This is a genomic window from Mycobacterium sp. GA-0227b, from assembly GCF_001499855.1.
GTDB lineage: Bacteria > Actinomycetota > Actinomycetes > Mycobacteriales > Mycobacteriaceae > Mycobacterium.
In genome coordinates this window covers 116,760-132,087 of record NZ_LQIK01000007.1, presented here as the reverse complement: position 1 = coordinate 132,087, position 15,328 = coordinate 116,760, and the positions used below count along the sequence as shown (strand labels likewise).

Annotated in this window: 14 protein-coding genes and 1 pseudogene; 6 read left to right on the top strand and 9 right to left on the bottom strand. The window is 68.4% G+C overall.

Annotated features, from left to right (window positions below; all coding sequences use genetic code 11):
* Positions 1 to 5: 5 nt before the first annotated feature.
* Genes AU185_RS08360 through AU185_RS08345 form a run of 4 tightly spaced genes read right to left on the bottom strand, consistent with a single transcriptional unit; the run spans position 6 to position 2,534 of the window.
* Positions 6 to 392 (bottom strand): hypothetical protein, encoded by a 387-nt coding sequence (locus AU185_RS08360; RefSeq protein ID WP_059098953.1) that lies wholly within the window; start codon positions 390 to 392, stop codon positions 6 to 8.
* The gene (locus tag AU185_RS08355; protein WP_059098952.1) at positions 389 to 1,645 is read right to left on the bottom strand and encodes an ArsA family ATPase; all 1,257 of its coding nucleotides are present in this window, start codon (positions 1,643 to 1,645) and stop codon (positions 389 to 391) included. The genes AU185_RS08360 and AU185_RS08355 overlap by 4 nt, the downstream gene beginning before the upstream one ends.
* A 17-nt stretch (positions 1,646 to 1,662) precedes the next feature.
* A complete protein-coding gene (locus tag AU185_RS08350; RefSeq protein ID WP_059098914.1) occupies positions 1,663 to 2,100 on the bottom strand; it encodes an SRPBCC family protein in 438 nt (145 codons plus the stop codon).
* 44 nt (positions 2,101 to 2,144) lie between these two features.
* Positions 2,145 to 2,534, bottom strand: a complete 390-nt coding sequence (locus AU185_RS08345) for a polyketide cyclase / dehydrase and lipid transport (RefSeq protein ID WP_059098913.1) — start codon at positions 2,532 to 2,534, stop codon at positions 2,145 to 2,147.
* A 91-nt stretch (positions 2,535 to 2,625) separates the two neighbouring features.
* On the opposite strand from AU185_RS08345, the gene AU185_RS08340 reads away from it, so the two are divergent.
* Complete coding sequence (locus tag AU185_RS08340; protein WP_059098912.1) at positions 2,626 to 4,452, top strand: AMP-dependent synthetase/ligase; 1,827 nt, start codon at positions 2,626 to 2,628, stop codon at positions 4,450 to 4,452.
* Here the strand turns inward: AU185_RS08340 and AU185_RS08335 are convergent.
* The 4 genes from AU185_RS08335 to AU185_RS08320 all read right to left on the bottom strand — a co-directional run bounded on the left by AU185_RS08335 (position 4,440) and on the right by AU185_RS08320 (position 7,900).
* On the bottom strand, positions 4,440 to 5,585 hold the full coding sequence (locus tag AU185_RS08335; RefSeq protein ID WP_059098911.1) for a glycosyltransferase family 4 protein: 1,146 nt from the start codon (positions 5,583 to 5,585) through the stop codon (positions 4,440 to 4,442). The two genes, AU185_RS08340 and AU185_RS08335, sit on opposite strands and share 13 nt — an antisense overlap.
* Before the next feature lies 1 nt (position 5,586).
* Complete coding sequence (locus AU185_RS08330; RefSeq protein ID WP_059098910.1) at positions 5,587 to 6,453, bottom strand: peptidase; 867 nt, start codon at positions 6,451 to 6,453, stop codon at positions 5,587 to 5,589.
* Positions 6,422 to 7,543 carry a peptidoglycan hydrolase RipC gene (gene ripC / locus AU185_RS08325; protein WP_059098909.1) on the bottom strand — a complete coding sequence of 374 codons (1,122 nt, stop codon included), beginning with the start codon at positions 7,541 to 7,543 and terminating at the stop codon, positions 6,422 to 6,424. The genes AU185_RS08330 and ripC overlap by 32 nt, the downstream gene beginning before the upstream one ends.
* 153 nt (positions 7,544 to 7,696) lie before the next feature.
* On the bottom strand, positions 7,697 to 7,900 hold the full coding sequence (locus AU185_RS08320; protein ID WP_059098908.1) for a hypothetical protein: 204 nt from the start codon (positions 7,898 to 7,900) through the stop codon (positions 7,697 to 7,699).
* 112 nt (positions 7,901 to 8,012) lie between these two features.
* Here AU185_RS08320 and AU185_RS08315 point away from each other — a divergent pair.
* Positions 8,013 to 9,821 (top strand): annotated as a pseudogene (locus AU185_RS08315) (DEDD exonuclease domain-containing protein); the annotation flags it as partial.
* On the opposite strand, the gene trpD reads toward AU185_RS08315, so the two are convergent.
* On the bottom strand, positions 9,759 to 10,826 hold the full coding sequence (gene trpD / locus AU185_RS24565; protein ID WP_231740276.1) for an anthranilate phosphoribosyltransferase: 1,068 nt from the start codon (positions 10,824 to 10,826) through the stop codon (positions 9,759 to 9,761). The pseudogene AU185_RS08315 and the gene trpD sit on opposite strands and share 63 nt — an antisense overlap.
* A 69-nt stretch (positions 10,827 to 10,895) precedes the next feature.
* On the opposite strand from trpD, the gene ctaE reads away from it, so the two are divergent.
* From ctaE to qcrB, 4 genes are read left to right on the top strand one after another with little or no spacing between them, the layout of a single operon-like run.
* Positions 10,896 to 11,507: an aa3-type cytochrome oxidase subunit III gene (gene ctaE / locus AU185_RS08300; RefSeq protein WP_059098906.1), complete on the top strand. Its 612-nt coding sequence runs from the start codon at positions 10,896 to 10,898 to the stop codon at positions 11,505 to 11,507.
* An 11-nt stretch (positions 11,508 to 11,518) separates the two neighbouring features.
* Entirely contained in the window at positions 11,519 to 12,349 is an 831-nt protein-coding gene (gene qcrC, locus AU185_RS08295) for a cytochrome bc1 complex diheme cytochrome c subunit (RefSeq protein WP_172800305.1), read from the top strand.
* A gap of 29 nt (positions 12,350 to 12,378) precedes the next feature.
* Complete coding sequence (gene qcrA, locus AU185_RS08290) at positions 12,379 to 13,596, top strand: cytochrome bc1 complex Rieske iron-sulfur subunit (protein WP_059098950.1); 1,218 nt, start codon at positions 12,379 to 12,381, stop codon at positions 13,594 to 13,596.
* A complete protein-coding gene (gene qcrB, locus AU185_RS08285) occupies positions 13,593 to 15,305 on the top strand; it encodes a cytochrome bc1 complex cytochrome b subunit (protein WP_059098904.1) in 1,713 nt (570 codons plus the stop codon). Before qcrA ends, qcrB begins: the two co-directional genes overlap by 4 nt.
* The last annotated feature ends 23 nt before the right edge of the window (positions 15,306 to 15,328 follow it).

Here is a 15,328-nt window from a genome sequence, read left to right as displayed (position 1 = left end):
AACACTTACTCCTCGACTGTGACGGGGATGTGTTGATAGCGGCCCGGTGCGGGCGGCGGCTCGGGCCCGTCCGGGCCGGGGTCGGTCGGTGGTGCCGGCGGGCCGTCCGGCGGTTCGCCCGACCCCGTCTGCCGCTCGGCCTGATCGAGAACCGCCCGGACCACGGCCAGCAACGCGACGCTGTGCTCCGCGATGACCGTGAGCAGCGGATGCTGTTCGCCCGCCACCAGGGCCGCAAGCGCACAGACGGGGCACCACACCTGCTGGCACTTGCCCGCGCCGCTGCCCATCGCCCGCGCGGCGGCGAGCCGCACCGCAGGGTCGAGCTTGTCCAGGATCGTCTGCGCGAGCTGGCGCAGCTCCGGCCCGAGATCGGCGTGTGGGCCAGTCACTTCGGCCACACCTCCGGATTCGGACGGAACCGCACGGTCAACTCACACCCTCGCAATTGCGCGTCCACCACGATGCACCTACGCAGAACGGACGCTAGACGGACCCGGCGCCGCAAGCCGCCGGCGCCGATGATCAAGTCGTCGTCGACCCTGCCAAGCGAAAGCGCCGAAGAGTCGACCTGCGGTAACTCTAGCCGCAATCGGTACACCGCTTCGAGGCCAGAGCCGGACTCGCGGTCGACGATCGGACGCAGCGGCCCCGGCGGCGCCGACCCGTCGCGACGACGCGCGCTGTCCAGCAGCTCGCCGAGCGCCTTGGCGCCGATGGGTTCGCCGGCCATATGGGGCACCAGCACCAGCCGAACGTCGCCGATCGTGGCGTCGAGCTCCTCGAGGACGGTCCGCTGCTCCGAGATCCGCTCGGTGTACCAGTCGAACGCGGGGTGGTCGGGCAGGTTGCGGTACTCATACGAATCGTCTTGCACGAGGATCTGATTGACGATCAACTCCGCAACCTGAACACCCATCAGCGACAGCGACCCCAGCGTCCGCGCCGCCTCCGCCGCCACCACCCGCTCGGCCGTCATCACCAGATGCGCACCGACCTTGGACTCGTCGGTCAGCAACGTGCTCAGCCGCTCGGTGCCGGCGCCCACCCGCTCGAACAAGGCGACGACGGCAGCGGTGTGCGGGTCGTCGGCTCCGGTGGACAGCCGCCGGTGCCGCGGCCACGCCCGCTCCAGATACATGCCGAACGTCGCGGGCAGGGTGAGCATGCGCAGCGCGTCGGCGGTCGATGCACAGTCCACCACGACGCGGTCCCACCGTCCCGAGTCCGCCAGCTCACCGACCTCGTGTAGCCCGAGCACCTCCTGCACCCCCGGCAGTGCCGAAAGCTCTTCCGGGGCAACGTTTCCCAACTCCGACTCGGAGAATCTGCCGGACAGTAAACCGGCGATCTCGCGCCACCGCGACTCGAGCAGCGCCAGCGTGTCCAGCGCGAGCGCGTCGAGGAATCCGCCACCGGGGACGGCTCCCCCGGTTTCCAGGTCGGCGAACACCCGGGTCGGCTCGCCCGATCCGGTCGGCGTCACCGTCGTGCCGAGCACGTCGCCGATGGAATGCGCCTGGTCGGTCGAGACGATCAGTACCCGCAGGCCCGCCCGTGCGTCGCGCACGGCGGTGGCGGTCGCCAACGTCGACTTGCCTACTCCGCCCTTACCGACGAACAGGCTGATTCTGGCGGCAGGCATGTCGGCGGCATTGGCGCTCACTCAGCCTCGACTCGTTTCTTGAGGTCCTTGAGCGCGGTGTCGGTGAGGCGCCGTTCGGCTTTACGCTTCAACAGCCCGATCATCGGAATGACCAGATCCACCGACAGTTCATAGGTGACGTCGGTTCCAGATCCCTTGGGAGACAGTCGGTATGTTCCTTCCAGGGACCTCAGCAGTGAGCTGGACACCAGGCTCCACTTCACGGACTTGCGGTCCGCTGGCCAGTCGTACGCCAGCACCATCGTGTCCTTGAGTACCGCGGCGTCCAGCACCAACCGGGCGGTCTTCGGGTAACCCTCGGCGTCGGCCTCGAGGACCTCTGTCTCCTTGTACTCGGCCACCCAGTCCGGATAAGACCCGATGTCTGCGATGACGTCCATGACCGTCGAAGGGTCGGCATCGATGTGAATGGTCTGCGCCGTCTTGTCCGCCACGGTGAAAATCTACCCTCCCCTGCCGGCGACGGTGCCACGCTGCATCACGCCAACGGCGAGACACCCACCGGGCGTGTGGCCTCCAGCCGTTGCTTGACCTCGAACGCCATGTTCTTACCCGCGACCCGCCGCCGGTGGTTCATCTTGGCCAGATTCATCTTGGCCAACTGCCACGCCGCCACCCCAGACGGCTCGGCGTGCAGGAAGTAGTGCAGGACGACGCCGTCGAGCACCGGTTCCAGCCAGATCTCCATCGTCCCGGTCAACGCGCCGGTGACGGTCCAGCGGTGGCCCTTCTCGCCGCGGTCCTCCACCACTGTCAACCGCAGGTCGGGCCACCAGCGACGCCAGCTCGCGGGATCCGCGACGTACCGGCCGACCTCGACGGGGTCGGCCGCGACGAAGGTGTCGTCCGCGATCTGGATGCTGTACATGGCCTACCAGCTTCACATATGGCCCTGACCCGGCCGATCGCGGCCGACTAGGCTGAGTCCAGCAGACCAGCCGGATCGGGAGGCCAAGACAGTGCGTGAGTTCAGTGTGCCCGCGACCTTCACGGTGGGCGAGCACGACAACGTCGTCAGCTCCGTGTTCGACCACGAGCGCGACGATCCCGACCATGTCATCTTCCAGCGTCTCGTCGACGGCACATGGATCGACATCACCTGCAAGCAGGCCGCCGATCAGATCCGGGCCACCGCACTCGGTTTGATCGCCAAGGGCGTGGCCCCGGGCGACCGCGTCGCGCTACTGTCCGCGACCCGCTACGAGTGGCCCATCCTGGACCTTGCGATCCTGGCCGCGGGTGCGCTCACCGTGCCGATCTACGAGACCAATTCGCCCGAACAGGTGAAGTTCGTGCTCTCGGACTCCGAAGCGGTGTTGATCATCGCCGAGACCGACGCGCACGCCGACAGGATCGAGCACCTCGAGAAGGAACTGCCTGCGCTGCGGGAGGTACTGCGCATCGAGGGCTCGGGCACGCCGGCGCTCGACGAGCTCGCCGAGGCGGGAAAGTCGGTCGACGCCAAGGCACTCGACGAACGGCTGGCCGCGCTGAAGGCCGCCGATCCCGCGACGCTGATCTACACCTCCGGCACCACCGGCCAGCCCAAGGGCTGTCAGCTGACCCATTCCAACCTCGTCTACGAGATCCGTGGCGCCAAGGACTGCTTCCCGACGCTGCTGGACAAGGGCGAGAAGATGCTGGTCTTCCTGCCGCTCGCGCACGTATTGGCCCGGGCGATCACGCTCGCGGCGTTCACGTACAAGGTCACGCTCGGCTTCACCAGCGACATCAAGAACCTCGTGCCCACGTTCGCGGTATTCAAGCCGACACTGGTGGTCTCGGTGCCCCGGGTGTTCGAGAAGGTGTACAACACCGCCGAGCAGAACGCCCGCAACGACGGCAAGGGCCGAATCTTCGAGATCGCCGCCAACACCGCGATCGAATACAGCAAGGCGCAGGACAGGGCTCGCGGACGCGAGGAGCGGAAAGGCAAGGGACCCGGGCTGCTGCTGCGGGCCAAGCACGCGCTGTTCGACCGCCTCGTCTACGGCAAGCTGCGCGCCGCGCTCGGCGGAGACTGCCGCGGCGCTATCTCCGGTGGCGCTCCGCTGGGCGCCCGGCTGGGCCACTTCTACCGCGGTGTCGGGCTGGCCATCTACGAGGGCTACGGCCTCACCGAGACCAGCGCGGCGATCACGGTGAACCGGATCGACGACGTCAAGGTCGGATCGGTCGGAAAGCTGTTGCCCGGCAACAGTATGCGCATCAACGACGACGACGAGCTGTTGGTCAAGGGCGGCGTGGTGTTCACCGGGTACTGGCACAACGACGAAGAGACCGAGGCCGTATTCTCCGACGGCTGGTTCCACACCGGCGACCTCGGCGCGATCGACGACGACGGCTTCTTGACCATCATTGGCCGCAAGAAGGAGATCATCGTCACCGCGGGCGGTAAGAACGTCGCACCGGCGATCCTGGAGGACCGGTTGCGCGCGCACCCGCTGATCAGCCAGGCGATGGCGGTCGGCGACGCGAAGCCGTTCATCGGCGCGTTGATCACGATCGACCCCGAGGCGATCGAGGGATGGAAGGAACGCAACAGCAAGAGCGCGGACGCATCGGTCGGCGACCTGGCGACCGACCCCGACCTGCTCGCCGAGATCGACCTGGCGGTCAAGGAGGCAAACCAGGCGGTGTCGAAAGCCGAGGCGATCCGCAAGTTCCGCATCCTGCCCGTGGACTTCACCGAGGACACCGGTGAGTTGACCCCGACGATGAAGGTCAAGCGCAAAGTGGTGGCGCAGAAGTTCGCCACCGACATCGAGGCGCTCTACGAGGGGTAGAGCAGGCTCGACAACCGCTGCGCCTGGGTGTGCCACTGCCAGTTGTCGACCACCCAGCGCCTGCCCGCCGCTCCCATTTGCGCTGCCCGCTGGGGATCGGCCAGCAGATCGCTGACCGCCGCCGCGATCGCCCCCACGTCCCAGCCGTCGACCACCACGCCCGTTTCCCCGTCGAGCACCGTCTCCGGCGCGCCCCCCGAGCGGCCCGCCACGACCGGCACGCCCGAGGCGGACGCCTCGAGATAGACGATGCCGAGCCCCTCGACGTCCAGTCCGGCGCCGCGGGTGCGGCACGGCATTGCGAACACGTCGGCCATTGCGTGGTGGGCGGGCAACTCTTCGCCGGGGACGGCGTCGGTGAAGACCACGTGTTCGGCGACCCCGAAACTGTGCGCCAGCCTGTGCAGGGACGAGCGGTACGGCCCACCGCCGACGATCACCAACGCAGCGCCGTGCACGCGTTGCCGGATCGCGGGCATCGCCCGGATCAACATGTCCTGGCCCTTGCGGGGCACCAACCGCGACAGGCAGACGACGACCGGCCGGTTTCCGAGCCGGTAGCGGGCGCGCAGTTCGGCGCGCGCCACCTCGTCGGGGGCGAACCGGTCGGTGTCGACTCCGGGCGGCAGGTGCTCGAGCGCGGCCCGCGGCCCGAACGCCGACGCGAATCGGCGCCGGGTGTACTGGCTGACGTAGGTGATCGCATAGGTGCCGGATCCGATGCGGCGCAATGCCGTTCGGGCGAGCGGAAGCATCGACCAGCCGACCTCGTGGCCGTGGGTGCTCGCGATCACCCGACGCGCGCCTGCGTCGCGGGCCAGCGGCGCCATCAGCGCCAGCGGAGCCGCCGCACCGAACCACACCGTCTCGGCGGCGTGCTCCTCGACCAGCCGCCGCATGCGGCTGATCACCCCCGGCTCGGGAAGCATCAGGGTGCCCGGATGGCGCACCACGTCGTAGCCGGCGGCCGCGGCCTCGGCATCGAACGCGTCGGAGTCCTTCCACTTCGGCGCGTACACCGTCAGCTTGTGCTGACCCGCCGCGACCAGGTGGTCGACCAGCTCCTGCAGATAGGACTGGATGCCGCCGCGGCGCGGCGGAAAGTCGTTGGTGACCAAGAGGATCCGGCTCACGTCAGCTCGCCCACTGCCGCCACTGCGCCAGCAGCGATGACTGGTCGACGCCGAGGGTGTCCCGCACCGCCGTCGCGACATCGGGGTGGGCAGGCCCGCACGCCTGCTCATACAGCTCGCGCAACGGACCCGGACCGTACCGATCGGCGACGAACCGGGTGAACCACCAGGCCCGGTCGTAGGCCAGCGAGCGGTCGGGCCCGGCCAGCTCGGCGTCAGTGGGCAGCCTCACCGCCGACGCGTCGGGCCGCGGCGCCGCCGGCCGGGCGACGTAGTCGGCCACCCCTTCGGTGAGCCAGCGCGGCGCGTCGGACGCGGTCCTGGCGCGGGCCGCGTAGTGAAACAGTTCGTGGCGCAGCACGATTCGCAGCGCGGCGTCGCTCATGTCGGCGGCGCCGGGGGCGAACATGATCCGCTCGGCCGTCGCGGTCGCCGCGGTGTGTACATCACCGCCGCCGACCGCCGCGAACTGAGCATCGGTGCCCGCGGCGACGATCACCACCTCGTGTGGCCACTCCGGGCCCCAGAACGCGGTGACCGCATCCGCCGCGCCGCGCATCTCGGCGGCGATGCGCGTCAGCAGCTTCTCAGCGCGCGCCCCGCCGAGGCCGATCAACCGGACCGTACGGCCGTCGCTGAGCGTCTGGACACGCGATACGGCGGTCGGCGTGGTCCCCGAAGCGGACGCAACCGGGGCGGCGGAGGCAGCCGGGGTGGCCACTGTCGGCGTGGGTGCGACATCGGCGCGGCCGATCAGGAGCAGCGCACAGATGAGCTCGGCGACGAGGAGCGCGGCGAGTCTGGACCTGCTCCTGGGATGCGCGGCCCTCCGGCGGTCAGTAGCGGCGGACGTTGTAGATCGGCGCATTGTCCACCGGAGCGACTCGCACCGGCGTGCCGTAGGTCGAGGCGTGCACCATCATTCCGTCACCAATGTAGATGCCGACATGCGACGCATCGGAGTAGTAGGTCACCAGGTCACCGGGCTGCATCTGGTCCCTCGACACCGCCTGCCCGCCGCTGGCCAGCGCCTGGCTGGAGTGCGGCAGCGAGATGCCGGCCTGCTGGAACGACCACATCACGAGCCCGGAGCAGTCGAATGCGTTCGGACCGGACCCACCCCACGAGTACGGCGAGCCGATGCGGCTCAGCGCGGCCTGGATCACGGTCGCGGAGTGCCCGCCCACCGGCGGGGCCATGTCGCCAGGCGGGATGGCCCCGGGAGCCGGCGCCGCGGCGATGACCGCGGGATCGGAACCCGGCGGCGGGGGTCCGGGCGGGGGCACCGGAGGCGCGGGCGGCATTGCGGCCAGCGCCTCGCGCTGACGCGGCGTCAGGGCCTCGTACTGCGACTTGACCACGGCGATCTGGACCTGCAGGCGGCTCTGCTTCGATTGCAGCTCCGCACGCACGGCCGCGGCCTGTTCGGCTGCCGTCTTCGCCTCGGCGGCCGATTTCGCGGACGCCTCCTCGGCCAGGGCCGCCTTTCTGCCGATGTCGCGGTAGCTCTTCATCTGTGCCGACATCTCGGCGGCCATCACGCGTTGCACCGACAACTGGTCGATGAGACCCTGCGGCGAGCCGGCGGTCAGTATCGCGTCCAGTCCGTCGGTCCTACCCCCCATGTACTGCGCCGCAGCAACTTTGTCGACGGCCGCCTGGAAGGTTGCCAGCTGGTCTCTCGCCTTGTTTGCGGCCGCGACGTCGGCGGCATGCTTGGCCTCCGCGCTCTGCTGGATGGCCAGCTTGTTGTTGAGATCGAGCTGCGCCGAATGCATCGCCTCGGTGGTCTGCTCGGCCTGCCGCGAGAGCTCGTTGAGCTTCGCCAGCGCATCGTCGGCGGGATCAGCCTGCACACTGCCGGTGAAGATGCCTGCGAGGACGGTGATACCGACTATCGCGCTGACGAAGGGACGTCGAAACCCGCGTGTGGTCAAGCGCGTACGGTCGAGCCTCAAGATTTGCGCCCTTCAACTTCCGTGACGAAGCCGCGTCGAAAACGCTATTAGGTCTCAGACAGGTTACGAAACGGCATCGGGGTTGTCCAACAGAAGACGCAAATTTAACAGTCGCCCTGCATTTCGATTCCGCGCCGGTCCCACCGCGTGTCGTCAGGCGACACCGGAACTTCCGTCCCGGTGAATCGGGACCAGCCGCAGCCGCGGCGCCAAACCCACGTCGGCAAGCACCTCCAGCGCTCGGCGCTCGTCGTCGAACAAGGTGTCGGGTACGCCCAGCAAGACACTCACGACGCAGTCCTGACAGCCTGGTCCGCGGACCGCACAGTCGTCGCAGTCGATTTTCACCGTGCCCACGAATGGCTCCTCTCGGTCGGTGCTGCCCGCACGCTATCGGCGGGCACCGACATCTCATCGCGGTCAAGCGTGGCAACCCGGTCCTGTCGGTGTCGTTTCCTACCGTCAGCGCATGAGCCAGCTCAGCTTCGCCGACGTTGACGGGCAGGCTGATGTCTCACTGCGCGACACCACGTTCGTCGTCGTCGACCTGGAGACCACCGGAGGGCGGGCCACCGGCGACAACCACGACGCGATCACCGAGATCGGCGCGGTCAAGGTGCGCGGCGGCACGGTGCTCGGCGAGCTGGCCACGCTGGTGGATCCGGCCCGCAGCATCCCACCCCAAATTGTTGCCCTGACGGGGATCACCACGGCGATGGTGTGCGACGCGCCGAGGATCGAGTCGGTGCTCCCGGCGTTCCTGGAGTTCTCCCGCGGCGCGGTGCTGGTCGCACACAACGCCGGCTTCGACATCGGGTTCCTGCGCGCGGCCGCGGAACGCTGCCAGATCACCTGGCCTCGACCGCCGGTGCTGTGCACGGTGAAACTGGCCCGCCGGGTGCTCACCCGCGACGAGGCGCCCAGCGTGCGGCTCTCCGCGCTGGCCCGGCTGTTCGCCGCCACCACCACCCCGACGCACCGCGCCCTCGACGACGCCCGCGCCACCGTCGACGTCCTGCACGGCCTCATCGAGCGGGTGGGCAATCAGGGTGTGCACACCTACACCGAGTTGCGGTCGTACCTGCCCGACGTCACCCCGGCGCAGCGGCGCAACCGTCACCTCGCCGCAGCGCTGCCGAACCGGCCGGGTGTCTACCTGTTTCGCGGCCCGGCCTCCGGGGCGGCCCCGCGTAGCAGCGCAGTGCTCTACGTCGGCACCGCCGTGAACCTCCGCCGGCGCGTCGGGCAGTACTTCAACGGCTCCGATTCGCGCACCCGCATCAAGGAGATGGCCTCCCTGGCCACCGCGGTCGACCATGTCGAGTGCGCGCACGACCTCGAGGCCGGCGTGCGCGAACTACGGCTGCTGGCCGCCCATGCGCCGCCCTACAACCGCCGGTCGAAGTTCCCACACCGGTGGTGGTGGTTGGTGCTGACCGACGAAGCGTTCCCCCGCTTTTCAGCGGTGCGAGCACCGAAGCACGACATGGCCATCGGGCCGTTCCGGGCGCGCTCCGACGCCGTCGACACCGCGGCGCTGCTGGCGCGCTTCACCGGCGTGCGAACGTGCACCAGAAAGCTCGCCCGAACCGCGATGCACGGCCCGGCCTGCCCGGAACGTGAAGTGTCTCCGTGCCCCGCGCCGCGCGACATCGGCGCCGCCGACTACGCCGAGGCGGTCGTGTGCGCGACCGACCTGATCGAGGGTCGCGACGACCGTGCGGTGGCCGCGGTGCTAGCCCACATCACCGATCTCGCCGACCGCGGCCGATACGAAACGGCCGCGCGCCTTCGAGATCACACGGCCACCGCGATCGACGTGCTGTGGCGCGGTCAGCGGCTGCGCGCGCTGGCGGCCGTTCCGGAGTTGGTCGCCGCACGGCCCGACGGTGCGGGTGGATGGCAGCTCGCGGTGATCCGCAACGGCCAGCTGGCCGCGGCGGGCAACGCGGCGCGCGGCGTGCCACCGATGCCTGTCATCGACGCGATTTGTGTTGGCGCACAAGCTGTTCTGCCGACGAGCGCGCCGCTGGGCGGCGCGCTGGTCGAGGAGACGGCGCTGATTGCACGGTGGCTGCAGCAACCGGGGGTGCGCATCGTGCGCGCCACGAGCGGGTACTGCTCGCCGGTGCACGCAGCCGGCCGGTGGGCGTCCTGGGCCGCGTCGGCGCGCTCGGCGCGGCTGGCCGCCGAGCAGTACGAAAGGACGGACCTCTCAAGCCTTTTGGGTGAACCGCACCCAACGCGCGAGGAGCTGTTCGGCCGCCCCGGAGTCGATGGCCTCGGCCGCCTTGGCCAGCCCCGTCTCCCAGGCCGGCACCCATTTGGCGTCGCTGGCTAGTCCGGCATGCGCCACCAGTGCCCCGGCCGCGTTGAGGATCACCGCGTCGCGCACCGCACCGGGCGCACCGCCCAGCACCGCGCGCACCGACGCGGCGTTCGATTCCGCATCGCCGCCGACCAATTCCGACAACTCCGCGCGCTTGAAGCCGAACGCGGCTGGGTCGAACGTCAACCGCTCGACCGTGCCCGCCTGCACTCGCCAGATCGTGCTTGTCGTGGTCGTGGTCAGCTCGTCGAGGCCGTCGTCGCCGTGCACCACCAGCACGCTGGACCCGCGGGTCGCGAACACGCCGGCCATCACCTCGGCCAGGTCGCCCCACGCGCAGCCGATCAGCCCGGCCCGCGGCGAAGCCGGATTGGTCAGCGGGCCCAGCAGGTTGAAGACCGTCGGCACGCCGATCTCGCGGCGCACCACCCCGGCGTGCCGGTACGACGGATGGAATTGCGGAGCGAACGCGAAGCCGATGCCGACTTCGGCGACACTGCGCGCGACGTCGTCGGGAGCCAAGTCGATGCGCACGCCGAGCGCCTCGAGCGTGTCCGCCCCGCCGGACAGCGAGGAGGCGGCGCGGTTGCCGTGCTTGATCACCGGAACGCCCGCGGCGGCGACGACGATCGCCGCCATCGTGGACAGGTTCACCGTGTTGGACCCGTCGCCGCCGGTGCCCACCACGTCGACGGTTTCGTTGCCGATGACATCGGTCGGCACCCGCCGCGCATGCTTGAGCATGACGTCGGCCAACTCGGTCACCTCGGCCGACGTGGGGCACTTCATCTTCATCGACACCCCGAAGCCGGCGATCTGCGCGGGGGTCGCCGCGCCTGTCATGATCTGGTCCATCGCCCACGCCGCCTGGCCGGTCGCCAGCGACTGACCGGTGGTGAGACGGCCCAGAATCCGGGGCCAGGTGAACGAATCAGGGTTTTCGGGGAAAGCCACCACGCGATTATTGACGAAACTCCGGACCCGGGTGGAGTTCGACAACTACAAAGCGTCATACTTGCTCATGTGACGAGCGCTGTAGGGGCTTCGGGAACCGCAATCACGTCGCGAGTACATTCGCTGAACCGGCCGAACATGGTCAGCGTTGGCACGATCGTGTGGCTGTCCAGCGAGCTGATGTTCTTTGCTGGCCTGTTTGCGATGTACTTCACCGCACGTTCGCAGGCGGGCGGCGAGTGGCCGCCGCCGCCGACGGAGTTGAACCTGGTACAGGCCGTTCCGGTCACCCTGGTGCTGATCGCCTCGTCGTTCACCTGCCAGATGGGCGTGTTCGCCGCCGAGCGCGGCGACATCTTCGGACTGCGCCGCTGGTACGTCGTCACGTTTTTGATGGGGCTGTTCTTCGTGCTCGGCCAGGGTTACGAGTACATCCAGCTGGTCCACCACGGCACCACCATCTCCAGCAGCGCCTACGGTTCGGTGTTCTACATGGCCACCGGCTTCCACGGATTGCACGTGATCGGCGGGCTGGTCGCGTTCGTGCTGCTGTTGGCCCGCACCCGGATGAGCAAGTTCACCCCAGCTCAGGCCACCGCTGCGATCGTGGTGTCGTACTACTGGCACTTCGTCGACATCGTGTGGATCGCGTTGTTCGCCGTCATTTACTTCGTCCGTTGATCGGCTTGCCGATGTCTCCGATGAGAAGGGGTTCGATGACCGACAAGTCGCGCCGTCGGCTGCGCCGGCGCCTGTCAGGTGCTGTGCTGCTGCTGCTCGGGCTGGGTGTCGCCGGTGGCCTGGCGGCCACCCTCACGCCGACGCCACAGGTTGCGGTCGCCGATGAATCGCAGTCGGCGCTGCTGCGCACGGGCAAGCAGCTGTTCGACACGTCCTGCGTCACCTGCCACGGCGTGAACCTGCAGGGCGTCGAGGATCGCGGGCCGAGCCTCATCGGTGTCGGCGAGGCGGCGGTCTACTTCCAGGTGTCCACCGGCCGCATGCCCGCGATGCGTGGTGAGGCTCAGGCACCGGACAAGCCGCCGGTGTTCGACGAGGCGCAGACGGACGCGCTCGGCGCCTACGTGCAGGCCAACGGCGGTGGTCCGGTCGTCCCGCGTGACGACAACGGACGCGTCGCCCAGGAGTCGCTGCTCGGTGACGACGTCGCCCGCGGCGGCGACCTGTTCCGGCTGAACTGCGCGTCGTGCCACAACTTCACCGGCAAGGGCGGCGCCCTGTCGTCGGGCAAGTACGCCCCCGACCTCGGCGACGCCAAGCCCGCGCAGATCTACACGGCGATGCTGACCGGCCCGCAGAACATGCCGAAGTTCTCCGACCGGCAGCTGTCGCCGGACGAGAAGCGCGACATCGTCGCCTACGTCCGCGAGTCCGCGGAGACCCCGAGCTACGGCGGCTATGGCCTCGGCGGGTTCGGCCCGGCGCCGGAGGGCATGGCGGCCTGGATCATCGGCATGGTGGCCGTCATCGCGGCGGCCTTGTGGATCGGAGCGCGAGCATGAGCGAGCGAGAAGCCGGAGGCGGATCGCGCATGGATGGAGAGCCGGACCACGGCACCGCGAACACTCCCAAGGGCACCGACGCGCCCGGCCACGCCGGCGTGCCGGGTCAACCCACCGACGCCGAACTGGCGGCCATGTCGCGTGAGGAGCTCCTCGAACTCGGCGGCAAGCTCGACGGCGTCGAGATCGTCTACAAGGAGGACCGGTGGCCCGTCGCCGGCACCAAAGCCGAGAAGCGCAGCGCCCGCGTGGTGTCGTACTGGCTTCTGCTGGGCGGGTTCTCGGGTCTGGCGCTGGTGCTGGTGTTCCTGTTCTGGCCCTGGGAGTACAAGCCGTCCGGCTCCGAGGGTGAGTTCCTGTTCAGCCTGGCCACTCCCCTCTATGGGTTGACGTTCGGGCTGTCGATCCTCGCGATCGGCATCGGCGCAGTGCTGTACCAGAAGAAGTTCATCCCCCAGGAGATCTCGATCCAGGAGCGCCATGACGGCAGCTCCCCCGAGATCCAACGCAAGACGGTCGTGGCCAACCTGAGCGACGCGCTGGAGAGCTCGACGATCAAGCGCCGCAAGCTCGTCGGCCTGTCGCTGGGCATCGGCCTGGGCGCGTTCGGTCTGGGCACCCTGGTGGCGTTCATGGGGGGTCTGATCAAGAACCCGTGGAAACCGGTGGTGCAGACCGCCGAAGGCAAGAAGGCCGTGCTGTGGACGTCCGGGTGGACGCCCCGCTACGAGGGCGAGACGATCTACCTGGCCCGCTCCACCGGCAATGGCACGTTCGTCAAAATGCGGCCCGAAGACCTCGACGCCGGCGGCATGGAGACCGTGTTTCCGTGGCGCGAGTCCGACGGTGACGGCACCACCGTCGAGTCGCACCACCACCTCGCCGAGATCGCGATGGGTGTGCGCAACCCGGTCATGCTGATCAGGATCAAGGCCCAGGACATGCCCCGGGTGGTCAAGCGCAAGGGCCAGGAGAGCTTCAACTTCGGCGACCTGTTCGCCTACACCAAGGTCTGCTCCCACCTGGGTTGCCCCGCTTCGCTTTACGAGCAGCAGTCCTATCGCATCCTGTGCCCGTGCCACCAGTCGCAGTTCGATGCGTTGCACTTCGCGAAACCCATATTCGGCCCGGCTGCGCGTGCCCTCGCGCAGCTGCCCATCACCATCGACCAGGACGGGTATCTCGTCGCCAACGGCGACTTCATCGAACCCGTCGGGCCGGCCTTCTGGGAACGGAAATCAGCATGAGTCCAAAATTGCCGAAACCGCCCGCACTCGCCGAAATCGCGGCCGCGCAAGGCGAAGCCATCGATTCCCGCTACCACCCGTCGGCGGCGGTGCGGCGTCAGCTAAACAAGGTGTTCCCCACCCACTGGTCGTTCCTGCTGGGCGAGATCGCGTTGTACAGCTTCATCGTCCTGCTGATCACCGGCGTGTATCTGACGCTGTTCTTCGACCCGTCCATGGCGGAGGTCACCTACGACGGCGTCTACCAGCCGCTGCGCGGTGTGCAGATGTCCAAGGCGTATGAATCCACGCTCGACATCAGCTTCGAGGTCCGCGGCGGCTTGTTCGTCCGTCAGATACACCATTGGGCGGCACTGCTTTTCGCGGCCGCGATCATGGTTCACCTGGCTCGCATCTTCTTCACCGGCGCCTTCCGCAGGCCGCGTGAGGCGAACTGGGTGATCGGCGCGCTGCTGCTCATCCTGGCGATGTTCGAGGGCTACTTCGGTTACTCGCTGCCCGACGACCTGCTCTCGGGCATCGGCTTGCGCGCCGCGCTGTCATCGATCTCGCTGGGGATGCCGGTGATCGGCACCTGGCTGCACTGGGCGCTGTTCGGCGGCGACTTCCCCTGCGGCGGCGTGGGCTACGAGTGCTCGACCGACGGTTTCTGGATTCCCAGGATGTACGCACTGCACATCCTGCTGATCCCGGGAATCATGTTGGCGCTCATCGGGCTTCACCTGGCCCTGGTGTGGTTCCAGAAGCACACCCAGTTCCCGGGGCCGGGTCGCACCGAGACCAACGTCGTCGGCGTGCGCGTCATGCCGGTGTTCGCGGTGAAGTCCGGCGCTTTCTTCGCGATGACCGTCGGCATCCTCGGCCTGATGGGCGGGCTGCTGACGATCAACCCGGTGTGGAATCTCGGGCCCTACAAGCCTTCTCAGGTGTCGGCGGGCAGCCAGCCCGACTTCTACATGATGTGGACCGAAGGTGTGGCACGTATCTTCCCGCCTTGGGAGATCTACATCGGCAACTACACCGTCCCCGCCTCCACCTGGGTGGCGCTGTTCATGGGGCTGGTCTTCGTACTGCTGATCGCCTACCCGTATCTGGAGAAGAAGCTCACCGGCGACACCGCACACCACAACCTGCTACAGCGTCCGCGCGACGCCCCGGTGCGCACCGCGCTGGGCGCGGCGGCCATCTCGCTGTACATGCTGCTCACGCTCGCCGCGATGAACGACATCATCGCGCTGAAGTTCCACATCTCGCTGAACGCGACGACGTGGATCGGCCGAATCGGCATGGTGGTGCTGCCCGCGATCGTCTACTACATCGCGTACCGGTGGGCCGTCGGCCTGCAGCGCAGTGACCGCGAGGTGCTCGAGCACGGCATCGAGACCGGCATCATCAAGCGGCTGCCGCACGGTGCCTACATCGAGCTGCACCAGCCGCTGGGGCCGGTCGACGAGCACGGTCATCCGATTCCGTTGGAGTACCAGGGCGCGGCATTACCCAAGCGGATGAACAAGCTGGGCTCCGCGGGCGCTCCGGGCACCGGAGGCTTCCTGTCCGCCGATCCGCTCGAGGAACACGAGGCGATCACCGCCGCGCAGCACGCGGGCGAACGCAAGGCGCTCACCGCACTGGCCGAACACCAGGCGCGCAGGGACTCGCCGAACGGACACGGCACGGGTGATGGGGATTCGCCCAACGGCCACCACTGACGTGGCCGTTGGGGTCCGAAAAG